The 16,062-nt window shown below is 64.9% G+C and carries 16 protein-coding genes and 1 pseudogene; 4 read left to right on the forward strand and 13 right to left on the reverse strand.

The genetic code is table 11. From position 1 onward, the window contains the following. Positions 1-8: 8 nt before the first annotated feature. On the reverse strand, positions 9-653 hold the full coding sequence (locus tag ABZW16_RS07820; protein WP_354953366.1) for a TetR/AcrR family transcriptional regulator: 645 nt from the start codon (positions 651-653) through the stop codon (positions 9-11). Between the two features lie 178 nt (positions 654-831). On the opposite strand from ABZW16_RS07820, the gene ABZW16_RS07825 reads away from it, so the two are divergent. Continuing rightward, positions 832-1,479: an ElyC/SanA/YdcF family protein gene (locus ABZW16_RS07825; RefSeq protein ID WP_354953456.1), complete on the forward strand. Its 648-nt coding sequence runs from the start codon at positions 832-834 to the stop codon at positions 1,477-1,479. A 366-nt stretch (positions 1,480-1,845) separates the two neighbouring features. Then, a pseudogene (locus ABZW16_RS07830) lies at positions 1,846-1,998 on the forward strand (putative PEP-binding protein); the annotation flags it as partial. Positions 1,999-2,307: 309 nt separating this feature from the next. Here the strand turns inward: ABZW16_RS07830 and ABZW16_RS07835 are convergent. From ABZW16_RS07835 to ABZW16_RS07870, 8 genes are all read right to left on the reverse strand, one after another. Next, a complete protein-coding gene (locus ABZW16_RS07835; RefSeq protein ID WP_354953368.1) occupies positions 2,308-3,357 on the reverse strand; it encodes a mannonate dehydratase in 1,050 nt (349 codons plus the stop codon). A gap of 68 nt (positions 3,358-3,425) precedes the next feature. Further along, positions 3,426-4,235, reverse strand: a complete 810-nt coding sequence (locus ABZW16_RS07840) for an SDR family oxidoreductase (protein ID WP_354953370.1) — start codon at positions 4,233-4,235, stop codon at positions 3,426-3,428. Beyond that, positions 4,235-5,185 carry a DUF4432 family protein gene (locus tag ABZW16_RS07845; protein ID WP_354953372.1) on the reverse strand — a complete coding sequence of 317 codons (951 nt, stop codon included), beginning with the start codon at positions 5,183-5,185 and terminating at the stop codon, positions 4,235-4,237. Before ABZW16_RS07845 ends, ABZW16_RS07840 begins: the two co-directional genes overlap by 1 nt. Beyond that, complete coding sequence (locus ABZW16_RS07850; protein WP_354953374.1) at positions 5,182-6,054, reverse strand: SMP-30/gluconolactonase/LRE family protein; 873 nt, start codon at positions 6,052-6,054, stop codon at positions 5,182-5,184. Before ABZW16_RS07850 ends, ABZW16_RS07845 begins: the two co-directional genes overlap by 4 nt. A gap of 45 nt (positions 6,055-6,099) precedes the next feature. Then, on the reverse strand, positions 6,100-6,846 hold the full coding sequence (locus ABZW16_RS07855) for an RraA family protein (RefSeq protein ID WP_354953376.1): 747 nt from the start codon (positions 6,844-6,846) through the stop codon (positions 6,100-6,102). Further along, positions 6,813-7,826 (reverse strand): ABC transporter permease, encoded by a 1,014-nt coding sequence (locus ABZW16_RS07860; protein ID WP_354953378.1) that lies wholly within the window; start codon positions 7,824-7,826, stop codon positions 6,813-6,815. The genes ABZW16_RS07855 and ABZW16_RS07860 overlap by 34 nt, the downstream gene beginning before the upstream one ends. Before the next feature lies 1 nt (position 7,827). Further along, on the reverse strand, positions 7,828-9,342 hold the full coding sequence (locus tag ABZW16_RS07865; protein WP_354953380.1) for a sugar ABC transporter ATP-binding protein: 1,515 nt from the start codon (positions 9,340-9,342) through the stop codon (positions 7,828-7,830). A gap of 75 nt (positions 9,343-9,417) precedes the next feature. Continuing rightward, positions 9,418-10,401, reverse strand: coding sequence for a substrate-binding domain-containing protein (locus ABZW16_RS07870; RefSeq protein WP_354953382.1), 984 nt, complete (start codon positions 10,399-10,401; stop codon positions 9,418-9,420). Between the two features lie 84 nt (positions 10,402-10,485). Between ABZW16_RS07870 and ABZW16_RS07875 the strand changes: the two genes are divergently transcribed. Beyond that, complete coding sequence (locus tag ABZW16_RS07875) at positions 10,486-11,217, forward strand: GntR family transcriptional regulator (RefSeq protein ID WP_354953384.1); 732 nt, start codon at positions 10,486-10,488, stop codon at positions 11,215-11,217. Positions 11,218-11,468: 251 nt separating this feature from the next. On the opposite strand, the gene eno is transcribed toward ABZW16_RS07875, so the two are convergent. Genes eno through ABZW16_RS07895 form a run of 4 tightly spaced genes read right to left on the reverse strand, consistent with a single transcriptional unit; the run spans position 11,469 to position 15,345 of the window. Continuing rightward, the gene (eno, locus tag ABZW16_RS07880) at positions 11,469-12,752 is read right to left on the reverse strand and encodes a phosphopyruvate hydratase (RefSeq protein ID WP_354953386.1); all 1,284 of its coding nucleotides are present in this window, start codon (positions 12,750-12,752) and stop codon (positions 11,469-11,471) included. Further along, on the reverse strand, positions 12,749-13,720 hold the full coding sequence (locus ABZW16_RS07885) for a phosphotransferase (RefSeq protein ID WP_354953388.1): 972 nt from the start codon (positions 13,718-13,720) through the stop codon (positions 12,749-12,751). Before ABZW16_RS07885 ends, eno begins: the two co-directional genes overlap by 4 nt. Positions 13,721-13,723: 3 nt before the next feature. Continuing rightward, positions 13,724-14,566, reverse strand: coding sequence for a fumarylacetoacetate hydrolase family protein (locus ABZW16_RS07890; protein ID WP_354953390.1), 843 nt, complete (start codon positions 14,564-14,566; stop codon positions 13,724-13,726). A 41-nt stretch (positions 14,567-14,607) separates the two neighbouring features. After that, positions 14,608-15,345 (reverse strand): SDR family oxidoreductase, encoded by a 738-nt coding sequence (locus ABZW16_RS07895; protein WP_354953392.1) that lies wholly within the window; start codon positions 15,343-15,345, stop codon positions 14,608-14,610. A 44-nt stretch (positions 15,346-15,389) separates the two neighbouring features. Here ABZW16_RS07895 and ABZW16_RS07900 point away from each other — a divergent pair, with 44 nt between their 5' ends. Then, a complete protein-coding gene (locus ABZW16_RS07900; RefSeq protein WP_354953394.1) occupies positions 15,390-15,581 on the forward strand; it encodes a hypothetical protein in 192 nt (63 codons plus the stop codon). Positions 15,582-16,062 lie beyond the last annotated feature (481 nt).

The raw sequence follows: 16,062 nt of genomic DNA on the forward strand, positions 1-16,062 counted from the left end.
CCGGGGGACTACCGGCTGCGGTAGTCGGTGGCGTTGGGTCCGGTCGCGAAGCAGCGTTCAATGGCGGCCAAGGTATCGGTGATCGTCTGCTCGCGCGTGACCGCGTCGATCCCGGCGCGGTCGAGCACCAGCGACGCCAGGCCGTGCACCGTGGACCACGCGGCCATCTCGGCATTCGGCCGATGCGTCGGATCGGTGAACCCGACCTCGACCAACTCGTCGAGCAATTCCGAGAGCAGGTCGAAGGCCGGCGAATCGCGCTCTTCGCCATCGGCGGTGTCGCAGAAGGCAGTTCGGAACAGGCCCGGTTCGCTCATCGCGAATGCGATATATCCGCGCCCGGCCGCGTTGAGTCGGGTGAGTCCGTGCGTCCCCGGCTCGAGCGTGGCCAGTGCCGCCGACATGGCCCCGAAAAGGCTGCACTGCGCCTGCTCCTTGGCCGCACGCAACAGCTGCCCATGATTGGTGAAATGCCGATAGGCCGCCGTCGGTGTAACCCCCACGCGCCGCGCGGCCGCCCGCACGGTCACCGCCGATGGCCCACCCCGCCCGGCCAGTTCGACCGCGGCCCCCACAAGAGCGTTACGCAGATCCCCGAAATGATAAGAACCCTTGCGACCATTGCGCTTCACCGCAGATCCCAAATCAGCCACCCGCACGATGCTGGCAGCTGAACACATCGCATGACAACCGAACCTGCCCGAATTGAGTGGTCGCATATTCCGGTCGGTGAACGGGTCGGCGCGATCTGGCAAACTCGGCGGAATGGGATTTCGTGACTTCATGACACGAGGTCGGGGGAGGGTCCGATCCTGGCTTCGCGTGCGCACAATGCTGCGGACCGCGGCGGTTGCCGCCACACTGGCCACCGTCGTCGGCCTGAGCTCGATTATCTGGATCCGGTACGCGGCCAGCGATTATGAATACTCGGTCGACACCGTTCCCGCCGCGGAGGTGGCATTGATTCCCGGCGCGCAGGTCTACACGAGCGGTCAGCCCTCCCCATATCTCGCGGCCCGACTCGACCTCGGCCGCAGGCTACTGGAAACCGGGAAGGTCAAGGCACTGCTGCTCACCGGCGACAACGGCCGCCCGAGCTACGACGAGCCCACTGCCATGCGCAGCTATCTCGTGCGCAAAGGCGTGCCCGCCAACAAAATCGCCCTCGACTACGCCGGATTCAGCACCTACGAATCCTGCGCCCGCGCACACAAGATCTTCGGGGTACAACAGGCCATCGTCGTCACCCAGGACTTCAGCCTCCCCCGCACCATCGCCCTCTGCCGCGACGCAGGCATCGAGGCCACCGGCATCGGCGACGACACCCAGCCCCACAACCTCACCTACAACAAGTGCTGGCTCCGCGACCAATTAGCCGCCACCAAGGCCGCATTCGACATGCTCGTACACCCGGCCCCGAAATTCCTCGGCAACCAAGAATCCACCGTCCGCGACGCCATCAACGCGACACCGCAGTAGCCGGTCAGCTAACACCAGCAGTGTTGACCCCTAGAAACCAAGACCGGCGTTCGGGGGTTTCGCGGTCTTCGTGGCATCGCAACCCCCCTGCCACCGCATGGTTCGCGGTTCCGCGTTCTTGGGGGATCGTGGTACGCATCGCCGCATTGCGACTGCTGATCACCCGGACTGCACGCAGCTGTACCAGCACCGCCGAAAGAATGTCGCAGCGTCGATTCCTCACCGCCGCAATGTCTGTCGGCATCCTCGCGGCAGGAACGGCCGCGACCTGGACGTTGGCTCGGCGCCCGGCTCCGTGATGTCGCCGCCGACCAAGCCCGGTTCCAGGTGCCTCGCCCTATCCATCCCGCTCTGGCAATCTCTCCAGACGTACAACTAGCTGCAACCATGGCCGAATCGCTCCTCGAGCGCGTCGACTTCGCTTCGATCGGCACCAACGACCTCGCCCAGTACGAGATGGCGGCCGACCGGATGTCGCTGCAGCTGGCCGTCCTCACCGACCCCTGGCAGCCTGCACTTCGATCACATGAGAGTGATAGTGAGGTTGGCTCGGGGCGGCCATGCCGGCGTTGCCGCCGATCGGTTTCCCCGAGCCGCCCTCCAGGACCCGGCACCCCTCATTACGCACCGGGTTCTCCTCGCCGGCCTGGCGTCATCTCATGACGGCGTCCATTCCCGCGCCGCGAGTAGCATTTTCCGTCCCGGAAGACGACAGGCGTCTCTTCATCGTGCGCACCTATGCGTGCAAATTTTCTAGGTCGGATTTTCCTTTTCATATCGGCAGGGCGTACCGAGCGCTCCTCGGAGTCCGGACGTTCGCATCTCTTTTCAGGCCGGAACGGGAAGGGCGTGTTCGGTCGGCTCGGGGAGCGGAGGCTTGCCATAGACCGACTGTTCGAGGCCGCGAATGTATCCGATGGCGAACAGTCGCCCCAGGGCCCCGTATGCCGGGCGGTCGTTGGATTCGCCGTGCATGGTGGGGACATGGTCCGGACGCATGGGACCGGAGAAACCGACCTCGGCGTAGGCGCGCATACATTCGGGTAGGTCCGTCTGGCCTTCGTCGTGGAAGGTTTCCTGGAAGTCGTCGGCGGTGCCTCGGACGTCGCGGAAGTGGACGAAGCTGATTCGGTCCAGACCGCCGAATTCCCTGATCAATGTGGGCAGGTCGGCGTCCATCAGGGCGAAATTGCCCTGGCAGAACGTAATGCCGTTACTTGTGGACGGGTGCAGCGACAGTAGCCGCCGGAATGCCTCGGGGGAGCGCATGATGTGCGGCACGTTGCGGCCCACGGGGCGGGGCGGGTCGTCGGGGTGCATCCCGAGCCTGACTCCGGCTTCTTCGGCAACCGGGATGACGGCGTCGAGGAAGTAGCCCAGCGCATCCCACAACTGGTCTTCGGTGATCTCGCCCGGTTCGGCGAGCGGGGGCAGGCCTGTTAGGTCCGCTGCCCGGAACCCGGTGACCAGGGCGCCCCCGCGCCCGATGATGTCCACGCTCGTGCGACCCCAGCTCGAGATGGCCATCCAGTTGTAGCACAGGGTGGGGATGCCCAGCCGGCCCATCGCGCGTATCTGCGTGAGAATGTTCTCGATTTGTTCGTCTCGCCCGGGGAGCCCCAGGCGGACCTTGTCCATGGGGGCCGTGTCCTCGATGGCGATCACTTTGAGGCCGTGTTCGGCGAAAATTTCGATATCGCGTCTGATCGCTGCCTCTCCCCACGGAATATCGTCGGAAGCAGTCCCTGAGAACCCTTTCTTGCCGACCGAGGCGAACATGCGCTGGTCTTGTTCGGCTCCGTTGAGGAGGGCGACGACGTTGTCGACCCCGCATTGTTTGATCAATTTCCAGAGCGGCTCGGGCCGGGGGGAAAGCATTTCGCTAAGTTGAATCATCATGCAACCTTTCAGTTGGCCCTGGTCGGTTCGGGCATTGCGTCGGTGCTTCAGTTCTTCGTGTCGGGAAGCGGGGCGGCGATGCGGGCGAGCAGGCCGCCGTCGACCCGGATTTCCGATCCCGTGACGAAGCTGGCCCGAGGGCTGGTCACGAAGGAGACGACTTCCCCGATTTCCTCGGGCCTGGCGACCCTGCCGAGGGGGTGGGCGGTGCCCCAGTTCGCGACGATCTGTTGGGCGCTTTCTTCCGAGCCGTCGCTGAACAGTGCCGCCGACGTGCGGAGCATGGGTGTGTCCACCGAGCCGGGGCTGATGCTGTTGACGCGGACCCCGTACTCGGCTTCGTCTACCGCCATCGCCCTGCTCAGGGCGAGGAGAGCACCTTTGCTTGCCGTGTACGCGGCAACCTGGTTCTGGGTTGCGGTGGCCTGCACGGAGGAGATGATGGCGATGCTTCCGGCCGGGCTCTGGCGCAGGTAGGGCAGGGCTGCACGGGCGGCGAGGAAGACTCCTTTGACATTCACGTCGAAAACTTCGTCCCAGGTTTCCTCTGGGGTGGAGGGAACATCGCCGTACCGCTGGATTCCGGCGGAGGTAATGAGGGTATCGAGCCGCCCATACTGGGAAATTGCCTGCTCGACCGCATATCGGCTGGTATCGGGATCGCCGATCGGTCCCCATACCGCGACCGCTGTGCCGCCTGCGCGGTTGATTTCCGCCGCCGTTTCCTGGGCAGGGTCCTCGGTCTGCCCGTGGCAGACGATGGCCGAGCCTTGACGGGCCAATGCCAGCGCAATGCCCTTGCCGATGCCTTGGGATCCGCCGGTGACGAGGGCGACCCGCTCGTCGTGTTCACCCATCACGCACTCCTGTCCTCGAAATTGATGCTCAGTGGGATCTCGATCGCAGCCCAGGGGGCGAGGCGCAGGGCGCTCCGCCGGTCCGGACCGCTGGTTTGCATGCTCGCCGGTTCCATGGCCATCGCACGGGCCCGCCCATACCACGGGAACTGCTGGGTGGCATTGAGCTCCTGCCACAGCCATGCGTAGGGCAGGTGCGTGCCGTCCCAGTCGAGGCGGACCGTCAGGCCCAGGTCCAGATTGGTGACCGAGACCCAGTGCATTGTGAAGTCGTGCAGCCACCCGAACACTTCGCGCGATCTACCGCGGGGCGGTATTTGGCGCAGATCGACACGCTCTCCTGATTTTGTGACGGCCCAGGGCCAGAGGTGTTCAGAGCCGGAGTCGAGCACTGTTTTCCGCTCCGGATCACTGGTGAACCGGCGAGCGCCGGTTTCGAGCCGGCAGTCCCCGTCCAGGAATGGGCCGCCGAGCGCGGGGTGGCTCGAGTAGTCGAACTCCAGAGCGGTGCCGCTCAGGTTCGTGAGCGTATCGGCGAGGTGCAGCCGGGGGCCCTGGAGCTCGATGACCCGATCGATGCGCACCGGGACCGAGAACAGCTCCACATGCAGGCGGGCCGAGCCGGTCGATGCTTCATCAACCCGCCAGGGGACGACCGACGCTTCACCGTGGAATGCCACGGGAGCACGGTGGATGGACCGAGGGTCGCCGGCGTTCGGACACAACGTCTGCCAGCCGCCCCGGTACTGCTCGAGCCATCCAGCGACCGGGTCGTATGTCGAGGGCCGCTGCCCGTCGCGGACAGCGTCGGCGCGTTCCCGCCATGGCGTCCTGAAGAGCGCGTCCACTCCGGTACGCCGGTGGACGAGAGAAAGAATGTCCGCGCCTCTTCCGGGATCGATGCTGACCTGCAGGTCGGGGCTGGTGAGGTCGAGGGTTCGCTGGCTCATGCGGCGAAGGGCTGGACGCGAACACCGGCGGTGTTGGTGGCGAGCGCGAAGACAGAGCCCGCCAGGGGCTGCTTGCTGAGCCGGTCTTCCGGGATGTCCGCCGACGCCGAGGTGATGTACAGCGTTCCGTCATCGGAGAAGGCGCAGCTGGACGGTTGTTCGACGGGCATCGGGACTCGTCCGATCAATTCGCCTGAGGGGGTGTAACGGCGCACCTCGCTGCCACCCCAGATCGCGACCCACAGGCATCCATCCAGATCGACGGCGAGCCCGTCGGGCAGTCCGCCGTCGATCTTGCACAGCGGGGTGAATGGTCCGACCTCGCCTTCGTCACTGCGGTAGGGCGCGCTGAAAAGCAGGTTCGCCATGCTGTCCGCCAGGTACATGGTGGTGTCCTCGGCGTTCCAGCCCATGCCGTTGGGCAGAGCGAATCCGGTCGCTGCGACACTGCTCGGTGCCTGCCCGTCCCATCGGTGCACAGCGCCAGCGCCAGGGACGAAGTCGAGGTGGGTGCTCCCCGCCCAGAGACGGCCGCGCGAGTCGCATTTGGCGTCGTTCATACGCAGGGTGGGTTCGGGCAGCACCGGGTCCAGAATCTGAAGCTTTCCGTCAGCGAAGATCCCGAGACCTTCGGAGACGGCGACCGCGAATCCCTCGTGCTGGGCCCTGGGCGCCGCCGCGCCCAGGAGGGTGCCCAGGGCGGAGGTGCTTTGCTCGCCTGTCGCGAGGTCGTTTTCGAAGAGCAGGCCGTTGTTGATGTCGACCCAGCACAACCGTCCGGTCCGCCGGTCCCAGACAGGTCCTTCACCGACCGTGGCATGGGCACGGATCACCACGTCAGGCTGCGGAAAAAGTTCCATGAAACCCATCGTTTTGCTCCTCTCGCTCTCGATCGCGGGCGGTACCTGCGGCGTTCACAGGACGCCGTAGGTCGCAAAGGCTTCAGTGGTGCTCATTCCCTGTTCAATGGCGTGGCGGACCTGGTTCTCGGCGCTGGCTTTGTCCAGCGCGCGGGCCAGCACTTCGTCCTCGAGGGCGGCCGGGATGACCAGGACGCCGTCCCTGTCCCCCACGATGAGGTCTCCGGGGGTGATCTGAACACCGTCGATTTCGAGGGGAATCCCGTAGTCGAGCACAGAGCCGCGGACTGCCGAATCCTGGCCGTAGCCGCCGCGGCTGAAGACCGGAAATTTCTGGTCCAAGACCTGATCGGTGTCCCTGTGGTAGCCATCGATGACGGCGCCGACCGCTCCTCTGGCACGTGCGGCCGCAGTCATGATCTCGCCCCAGGCGGCGCAATCGAGACGGCCGCGGCGGGCCAGGTAAACGTCGCCGGGCTGCAAAGCGTCCAGGGCTTCGGTCAGTTTGCCGAAAGGCTTCGCTGGCGTCCCGAAGACGTCCCCGACCAGCACCGGCATCGCCCGGCCGACCACGATCATGGTGGGCAGCAGGGGCTGCACCGCAGCCGGCAGGAACTGGTGCGTACGGCCGATCGCATCCAGGACGTCGCCGAGAACCGGGGTGTAGAGCGAAGCGGCAACGAGATCGAATCGTTCGGTGTCGTTGGGCGGTATCGTGGCCATTTCTTCCTTGTGTCGATGATCCTCGGGTGGCGGTGGCCCGCTGGTCAGGTCGAGGTTGCCACTCGGCGTGAGCGCCATACGTTCACCAAGACCGCGATGAGGACAACGCCGCCGCGGACGACCTGCTGGGCGTAGGGGTCGACTCCCAGCAGCACCATCCCGTTCATGAGTACGGCAATGAACAGGACACCGATCAGGGTCCCGACGATGGTCCCCTTGCCGCCGCTCAGCGCGGCGCCGCCGATGATGGCGGCGGCGATCGCATCGAACTCCAGCCCGTTGGCGATGGTGCCGTTTCCGGAGGACAGCTGTGCGGATTGGAGCAACCCGGTGACCGCCGCGGTCAACGCGGAGATCGCCAGCACCGAAATGCGGATGGTGCGTACGTTGATGCCGGAAAGTTCGGCGGATTTCGCATTTCCGCCCACGGCGTAAATCGACCGGCCGAACACCGTTTTGCGTGCGATCACCGCGATCACGATAAAGACGACCAGGAGATAGACAGCCGGCACGGGAATGACTCCGGCGATCTTTCCGCTCCCCCAGTAGAAAAACTTGTCGGAGTCGACGGGAATCGGGAACGTGTCGGTGATCAGCATGGCCATTCCGCGCAGTCCCAGATACAGGGCGAGCGTGGCGATGAAGGTCGGCACCCCGAATACTGCCCGGATCCATCCGGCGAGGGCGCCGATGGCAGCAGCGGTGACAAGGACTAGGAAGCACGAGGCCCACATCGGCCATCCGAGGTTGACGACCATGACTCCCAGCAGGGCAGATGACAGCGCGGCAAGGGATCCCACGGAGATGTCGATCTCGCCGGCGACGATGACCAGCGTCATAGCGAAAGCAACAATCCCGAAGAAGGCGGCTTGCTGAAGAATGTTGAGCAGATTGCCCGTGCTGAGAAAGTTCGGTGCGGTGACAGCCAATACCAGGAAGACCAGTACCAGCACGCCGAGCAGGCCGATGCCGTCCCAGGAGCGGATGCGCGTGAACAGGCCGCCGGCCTCGGATTCGGCGGCCTTTCTTTGGGGCTGCATGACGTCCGGTTGGGACATTTCAGTTGCCTTCTTTCATGGCAAGTGCCAATAGTTTTTCGGTCGTGGCACCGGCCCCGACGACTTCGTCTCGGATCCGGCCATCCCTGAGCACCAGGACGCGGTCGCAGACTTCCGAGAGTTCCTCGAGCTCCGAGGAGACAAAGATGGAGGAAATCCCGTTCCCGGCCAGCTCTCGAATGAGCTTGTAGATTTGGCCTTTGGCGTGGACGTCGATGCCGCGGGTCGGCTCATCGAGCAACAGCACCGACATCTTCGCCGCCAGCAGCCGGCCTATCACAGCCTTTTGCTGGTTTCCGCCGGACAGAGTGCCGATCTCTTGACCCGCTGTCGATGCGACGATCGAGAGCGCGCGCAGCGTTTCCTTCGTCACGGCGGCCTCGCGCGGGGGCTTGATCCAGAACCGCGGCAGCACCCGGCCCCTCGCCGATAGCAGGATGTTTTCCCCGACCCCGAGCATCGGCACGATTCCGGAGCCTTTCCGGTCCTCGGGGGCCAGTCCGACTCCTCTGGCCAGCATGCGGCGGGGGCGGCGACGCAGGATGCGTTCGCCGGCCACGGATACCTCGCCCCGGACGCCGTGTCGCAGGCCGTAGATGGCTTCGAGAAGCTCTGTGCGCCCCGATCCCAGCAGCCCGGCTATGCCGAGCACTTCACCGTCGTGCAGATCGAAGTCGACGCCGCTCAGCACACCCGGGATGCGCATGTCCCGCACCGACAGTACGACCGGCTGGTCACGACGATCCCGGTGCGCTATCCGGGCCGCCGCCTGGCTGCTCTCGCCCGCGATGAGCGCGGCCACCTTTTCGGCGCTCGCCTCGTGTGCACCTAAGGTCTGCACTTCGCGGCCGTCTCGCAACACAGTGAGTGTGTCGGCAACCAGCGGGATCTCTTTCATCCGATGGGACACATAGATGATTGCCACGCCCTGACCGGCCAGGCGTCGGATCAGCGCCAGCAGCGCGTGGACCTCGTGACTGTTCAGGGCGCTGGTCGGCTCGTCCAGGATCAGTACCCGGGGCTCGTCGAGAAGTGCCTTGGCGATTTCTACGAGCTGCTGATGCGCCAGGGAAAGGTTGCCGACTTCCTGCCACAGCGGAATCGGTTCGCCCAGCATCTCGATGGCTCGCCGGGCATTGTCTTCCAACGTCTTGGAATCGATGAAGCCCGGTCCGGTCCGGCGTTCGGGCCAGCGACCGAGCGTGATGTTCTCCGCCACCGACAGTCCCGGCACGAGGCTGAACTCCTGGTGCACCACGGCGATGCCGCCGGCCCGTGCGTCGCCCGGCCGGCTCCAATGCACCTCTTTGCCGGACACGCGCAGTCTTCCGCGATCCGGCTGCTGGGACCCGGAGATTAGGTTCACCAGGGTCGATTTCCCGGCCCCATTCTTCCCGAGCAGGGCCCGCACCTCCCCAGCACGCAGGGTGAGGTCGACGTCTACCAGCGCCTTGACGGTTCCATAGGTTTTGCTGAGGGAAATGCATTCCAGGATCGGGGGAGCGGTCTTATCCACAAGCGTTCCTTCATCGATGACCGGGCAGACACCATGCGTTGGCGTGTAAGGCCTCGGCACCTGCCGTTCCTGTTCCTACTTGCCCAGGTACTTGTTCACCGCGGCCGGATCGTCACGGCTATAGGTGATTCCGGGGAGGTCGGTCTCCAGAGGGGAGTTCGCATTGCCCGCGACGGCGTTCTTCGCCCGCTCGTACGCGTCCTTCGCGGTGGTCTGCGGGTCCTGCCCGGTCGTGGCCTGAAGAATGTTGTTCTTATCCTGCAGGAAGCCAGCGAGTTGTTTGGAGATGTCCGTGCCGAAGACGGGAACGGTTTTGCCGGACTGCTGGACAGCGCTCACCTCCCCGACGGTGCCCCCTTCATTGGCGGCCCAGAGCAGGTTGATGCCGGGATCTCCGGAGAGCATGTTGGTGGCGACAGTGGTGGCCTTATCCGCGAGGAATCCCTCCTGGTCGGAGGCATAGGTGGCCGTCACCCCCGCATCCTCGAGCGCCTTCTTGAAGCCGGCTTTGCGTAATTTGCAGGTTTCGGCCGCGCTGTCGCAGTTCAGGATGCCGATCCTCGCCGACCCGCCGAGCTTGCCCTTGATGTATTCCGCGGCGGCTTTTCCTGTCGCCGTTCCCAGGGCCGTGTTGTCGGACTGGACGACCCCCTTGACAACGGAGGGATTCGTGGCGTCGGCCGTGCAGTTGCCGTAACAGATCAGCGGGATGCTCGCAGCCTTGATCGATTTCATCGTCGCCAGCGAGCCGGCAACGGTAACGGGCTGCATGATGATCGCGTCAACCTGTCGCTGGATCATGTTCTGCGCGGCGGCAGCCTCCGCGCCTGCATCATTGTTCGAGTTGGCCGCGATGACCTTCCCACCGTCGGCCTTCACCGCCGCTTCCAGCGCGGTCTGGATCCCCCTGAAGTATTCGTCGCCCTGGAGCATGATCAGCCCGACCGTGAGCTTCTTGCCACCGCCACCCGCGCCACCGCTGCCCGCCGGCCCGCATCCCGAGACCGCAAGGACGGTCAGGACCCCAGCTGCGACAAGCGAGAGAAATCTCCGCTGCATTCCAATCTCCTTTGATTGCAGGTCGCACCATACTAGAGTTCAAACATACTTGTATACAAGGGCTCGATCGGTCAAAATTTCAGCATGGCTTCTACTTTCCTGTCCGCTGAGGGTGCGTCGCCCGCACCGTCTTCCGGTCTGCGGCGGGTCGTCCGCACCCCGGCTCGGCAGCGCATCTCAGACCGGGTCCACGATGAACTCACGTCGGCGATCAGAGACCTGCGGCTCGAACCAGGGGCTCTGCTGTCCGAGGCCGAGCTCTCCGTGCAGTTGGGGGTAAGCCGGACACCGTTGCGGGAAGCCATTTCCCGGCTGGTCGATCAGGGCCTGCTCAGTGTCGTCTCCCAGGTCCGGACCAGCGTGGCACTCATCGACCTCTCGGAGGTCCGGGAAGCCTGCTTCATTCGCCGCGCCCTGGAGACGGCAGCATTCCGGGAAGCCTGCGAATCCGGTGGCGATGTCGGCGGACTCCGGCGCATTCTGCTGCGTCAGGAGCAGGCGGTGGCCGACCGTGACGTCGAAGACTTCTTCGTCTCGGATGAGGATCTGCATCAGGAGATCTTCAGGCTGGCCGGTTATCCGGGGGTCTGGAGCATGATTCGGCGCTCAAAGCTGCAGCTGGACCGACTTCGCCGTCTGGCGTTTTCCGAGACCGTGATCACCCGGGACGTCATCGACGAGCACATACGCATTGTGGATCTGCTCGAGAACAGGGATGTCGAGGAGGGTATGCGCCTCATCACGGAACATTCTCGTCACGTGCTCGACCAGGCCGATAGGGTCCGGTCCGAGTACCCGGGGTATTTCACGCCATGAGCGGTGTCCGTGCGGGACCGGTCTGGCGGCGGCGCACGGGCGCGAGCATGGACCGTGATCAGCTCGCCGCGGAAGCAGAGCTTCACCGTCTGCGCATACAGACCCGCGGCGAGCCGCTGCCCCAGGAGATCACCGGGGGACGCGGCGGAGGGAATTGACGAAAGGAACGAAGCGAAGCGAAACGTGGTGGGGGCCGGACACTCTGGTGCTTCTGCCCCCACACCACGGGTGTCGTTGGTGCTTGACCGAAGTCACCGGAGGATGGCGTCGCAGCCTGCGAATTCCGCCGCTGCGCCGAGTTCGCGTTCGATGTGCAGCAGCCGGTTCCATTTGGCAGTGCGCTCGGAGCGCATGGTGGAGCCGACCTTTATCTGGCCGGTGTGCCAGCCAACTGCCAGGTCGGCGAGCCAGCTGTCTTCGGTATCGCCGGAGCGGGCGGAGAGCACCGTCCGGTAGTCTGCATCGTGCGCAGTGCGCACGACAGACCGCGCCTGGGTGAGGGTCCCGATCTGGTTCGGTTTGACCAGCACCGCGTTGCCGACGTGCTGGGTGATTCCGCGCTGCAGCCGGGCCGGGTTGGTAACGAACAGGTCGTCGCCGAGCAATTGGGTGTTGTCGAGCTGTCCGGTGGCCTGTTCCCAGCCGTCCCAGTCGTCCTCGGCGAGGAGGTCTTCGATGGAGATCAGCGGGTAGGTGGTTGTCCACTCGGTGAATTCGCTGATGAGTTCGGCGCTGGTCAGCGCGCGGTCTTCGGTGCGGAGAAGATACCGGCCGTCATGGAAGAATTGGGTGGCCGCGACGTCCACCGCGATAGCTGCCTGGGTCCCCGGCTCGAGTCCTGCTCGGTGAATCCCTTCGGTGACCAGGTCGAAGGCGTCGCGGTTGCGCGTCAGGGGAAAGGCGAGCCCGCCCTCGTCTGCGACGAGCGCAGTGGATAGACCTCGCTTTTCGGCCGCCACGGCGGTGCCTCGCCGGACACTCCAACACCATTCCAACGCCTGACGGAACGAGTCGGCGCCCACCGGGACGACGAGAATGTCCTGAATATCGATCGCACCGCCTGCGTGTGCGCCGCCGGAGATGATATTGACCATCGGCAGCGGCAGCAACGGTACGGCTCCGGCATCGAGAACGCTGCGGTACAAGGGCAGTCGGCGAGCATCGGCGGCGGCGAGCGCGGTCGCGACCGACACAGCCAGCACCGCGTTGGCTCCCATATTCGACAGCGTGGCATCGGTATCGGTGGCGAGCAAAGCAGCATCGACCGCGGGTTGGTCCAGAGCGTCGAGGCCGTGGACGGCCTCGGCCAGTGTGGCCTCCACGTTGACGACGGCTCGCGTGACGGCCCGTCCGGCGTAGCGATGATCGGCGTCGCGCAGCTCGGCTGCCTCGTGGGTTCCGGTGGAGGCGCCGGACGGTGCCATCGCCTGCCCGCGTGCGCCGCAGGCCAGCAGTACCTCGCAGGCGACCGTGGGGGTCCCGCGGGAGTCCAGTGCTTCCCACGCGAGCACGGAAGTGATGCGTGTGTCTGTCATGAGATCGTCTTCCAAAGTTCTTCGAGGTCGGCCTCGCGGTGGAGCGCGGCAAGGGCCAGCTCTCGTGCCCGTTCGCGGCCGCTGTGGGTGAGATATTCCGCCGGAGATTTGCCGTCGACCCGCGCCAACAGTAGGCATCCGACGTGTGCGGCCAGCTGCCCGGATTCCGGGACCAGGTCGCCGCGCACTGCACTGGAATAGCCATGGTTGAAGGCGTCCGCCACGCGGTGGTAGTCGAGGGTGTCCTCAGGTCGATTGACCGCTTTGAGGAGCAGGTGGGTGTTGAGAAACGCAAGATCGAAGACCGGGGACCCGTAGTGGGCAACCTCCCAGTCGATGACCCAGGCGTCGGTGCCGTTCACCAGGATGTTCTTCGGAGAAAAGTCGCCGTGTACCAGGCATGTGCGCTCGCGCAACAGCTGATCGGCCAGTGCGTCGACCTTACCGGTAAGGCCGGGGTTGGCCGCGCCTGCTGCGCGGTAGAACGGCGCTATGCGCAGACTCGCGAAGTGCGCGTTACCGAAGTCGGCGGCGAGCCGGCTCTGGCCGGCGGTGCCGGTATGCCATCGGGCGAGTGCGGTGGCAACGGTCCCGGCGACCGCAGGTTCGATGGTTCCAGCGAGAAGTTGGCTTTTCCAGTCCTTCCACTGTCCGCGTGCGCGTTCGATGGTGAGGGTCAGCGCTTGGTCGTCGGTGTCGATCACTTTCGGTACCGCGGTGGGGTCCAGTTCGCCGGCCAAGCGGAGCGCCGCAGCCTCGACCAGGATTCTGGCGGGATCGGCGAACCACTCCTGCGTCACCCGCAAGCGCGGTAGCGCCTGCTTGACCACGACATCCACCCCGTCTCCCCGCACTGCGAGCACCTCGTTCGATACCCCTCCGGACAGTGGGTACGCGCAGGCGGTGCTGCCGCGGGGGAGTACACCACGGCCGACCAGGTACGGGATGACGGTCTCGGTGGTGAACATTGCTCACCTCCGGCTATGGGCGTGGTGACGCATTTCGAGATCCCCGACGCGAGTGACGATTTCGTCGCCGTCGGTCAGAAAACGCGGTGGCTGTTGGCCAAGGCCGACACCTGATGGGGTGCCGGTGAGGATCACGTCACCGGGCAGCAACGTCACGATGCCGGACAGATAGGCGATGAGCGTGCTGACGTCGAAGATGAGGTCCGAGCTATTGCTGGCTTGCACCTGCTGACCGCTGACCTCGCACGACAGCGCGATCGCGTTCGGGTTTTCCCACTCGTCGACGGTGACCAGCACCGGCCCCAGAGGTGTGAAGCCAGGGAAGGACTTGCCGAGGCTGAACTGCGGTGTCCCGGATGGCCGCATCTGCACGTCGCGCGCGGAAATGTCTTGCGCCGCGGTCAGTCCCGCGACGAACGACCACGCCCGGTCAGCTGTGACGTGATGGGCGCGGCGTCCGATCACCACGGCCAGCTCGACTTCCCAGTCCACCTGGTCGGTCGGCAGTTCGATATTGCCTCGAGGACCGGTCACTGAGCTGGGGAACTTGGTGAACACCAGCGGGAACTCCGGTTCCGGCAGCCCTGATTCGATTTGGTGGGCGCGATAGTTGAGCCCGATTCCGAACAGCTGCCGGGGTAGCGGTACGGGGGCGTCGGCCTTGTCTACCTCGAATGGCTCGTTATCGGCGGCCGGGACGCCGCTGGCCCAGTGCAGAAATTCATCCCACCGGTCATAGACCGCCAGGGGGTCGGGCCCGAAGCGCCCTCCGCTCGCATCTGCGATGTCGGTCGCCCGGTCACCCGCGACTATCTTCGCTCGGCCGGCTGTCACACCAATGCGCATCTTCTACTCGTTTCTCAGTCGTCGTGTTCGGTGTCCGGAGGTCAGCCGGCGAGAATTCCGCCGTCGATGACGAATTCGCTGCCGGTGACAAATGCCGCGTCGTCGCTGGCCACATACAGTGCTGCCTTGGCCACTTCCACGGGTTGAGCCAGCCGGCCCATGGGTTGACGGGCAATGAGCTGCGCGCGCCGAGTATCGCGATCGTCCGCTTGCGCCAGTAGCCGGCCCACCCAAGGTGAATCCACTGTGCCCGGGCATATGCAGTTGCAGCGGATACCCTCCTTGGCCCACTGCACGGCGACCTGCTTGGTCAGCGAGATGACCGCCCCCTTGCTCGCGGAGTAGGACGCCCGGTCGGGGAGCCCGATCATCCCCGCGACCGAGGCAGTGTTGACGATGACTCCGTAGCCCTGGCCGAGCATGTGAGGCAGCGCGTATCTGGTGCACAGGAATGTGCCACGGACATTAACCGCGAACACGCGGTCCCATTCCTCGACCGTGGCGTTCAAAACACTGGTGGTCGAACCGATTCCTGCGTTGTTGCACAGAATGTCGGCTCCGCCACCGAATAGGCGAGCCGCGACATCGAACAATCCGGCGACATCGTCCTCGACGCTGATGTCGGCCCGGACAGCGTGCGCTCCAGCGGGCAGGCTGCCGGGGTCGAGGTCCGCGCCGATCACCTGGGCGCCCTCTTCGAGAAACAGTCGGGTCATTTCCCAGCCGATGCCGGATCCTGCCCCAGTGACCAGGACCTTGCGGCCGTCAAAGCGTGCCATTGGTTACTCCAGCTTCTTAATTCGTCGATGGGTGGAAATGTCGTGTGGCCTACCGAGGCCGAGCGCGTCCGGCACACGCAGCCGATCGTGTGGGCTCGGCGGCGGCGGCGGCGGTGGTGGTGGTGGTGGTGGTGGTGGGCGAGGTGTCGCCCGGTGGCGATATCGCCGATCATGGCCGGCATATGGTCCTCGAAGAGGAATCCCCTCGCAGCCGACTGCGTGCAGCCGCAGGATGACCTGGGCAGGATTGAGGTGCCCCTCACCGAGAAAACACTCGGCGAACTGCAGGACCCTGCCTTGACATCGCAGAAGTGCACGTAGCAGATCCAGTGGCCCACGCGCGAGGTTGCCCCACCAGCCCGAATACCGCGCGATTCAGTGCTTCGTCCGCAGCGAAGAACACCGGGCCGGCAGTACTATCGTCGCCAGTCGGCCTCAACCAGCCGGGTCAGCGTTTCGCGGACCGGTGTGCGACTGACGAAGCGTTCGTGAGTGCGTTTTCCGACCCCTCGTGCCCACACCGAAGCTGCAAGATCCTGGACGGCCGAGACAAACGTTTCGAAGACCAGATCCGAGGTACGCCGGCCTGTTCGTTGCCGCTGGATCGGTGACGTCCCGACACGAGCTACCGACGGCGCCCTGTGTTCTGTCGCGGGGAAATATCATGACCACAATCTTGCATACCAGTTGCTTGTATGCAAGTATTCATCCGTTGTT

The organism is Nocardia sp. NPDC004604 (assembly GCF_040609795.1).
Lineage (GTDB): Bacteria > Actinomycetota > Actinomycetes > Mycobacteriales > Mycobacteriaceae > Nocardia.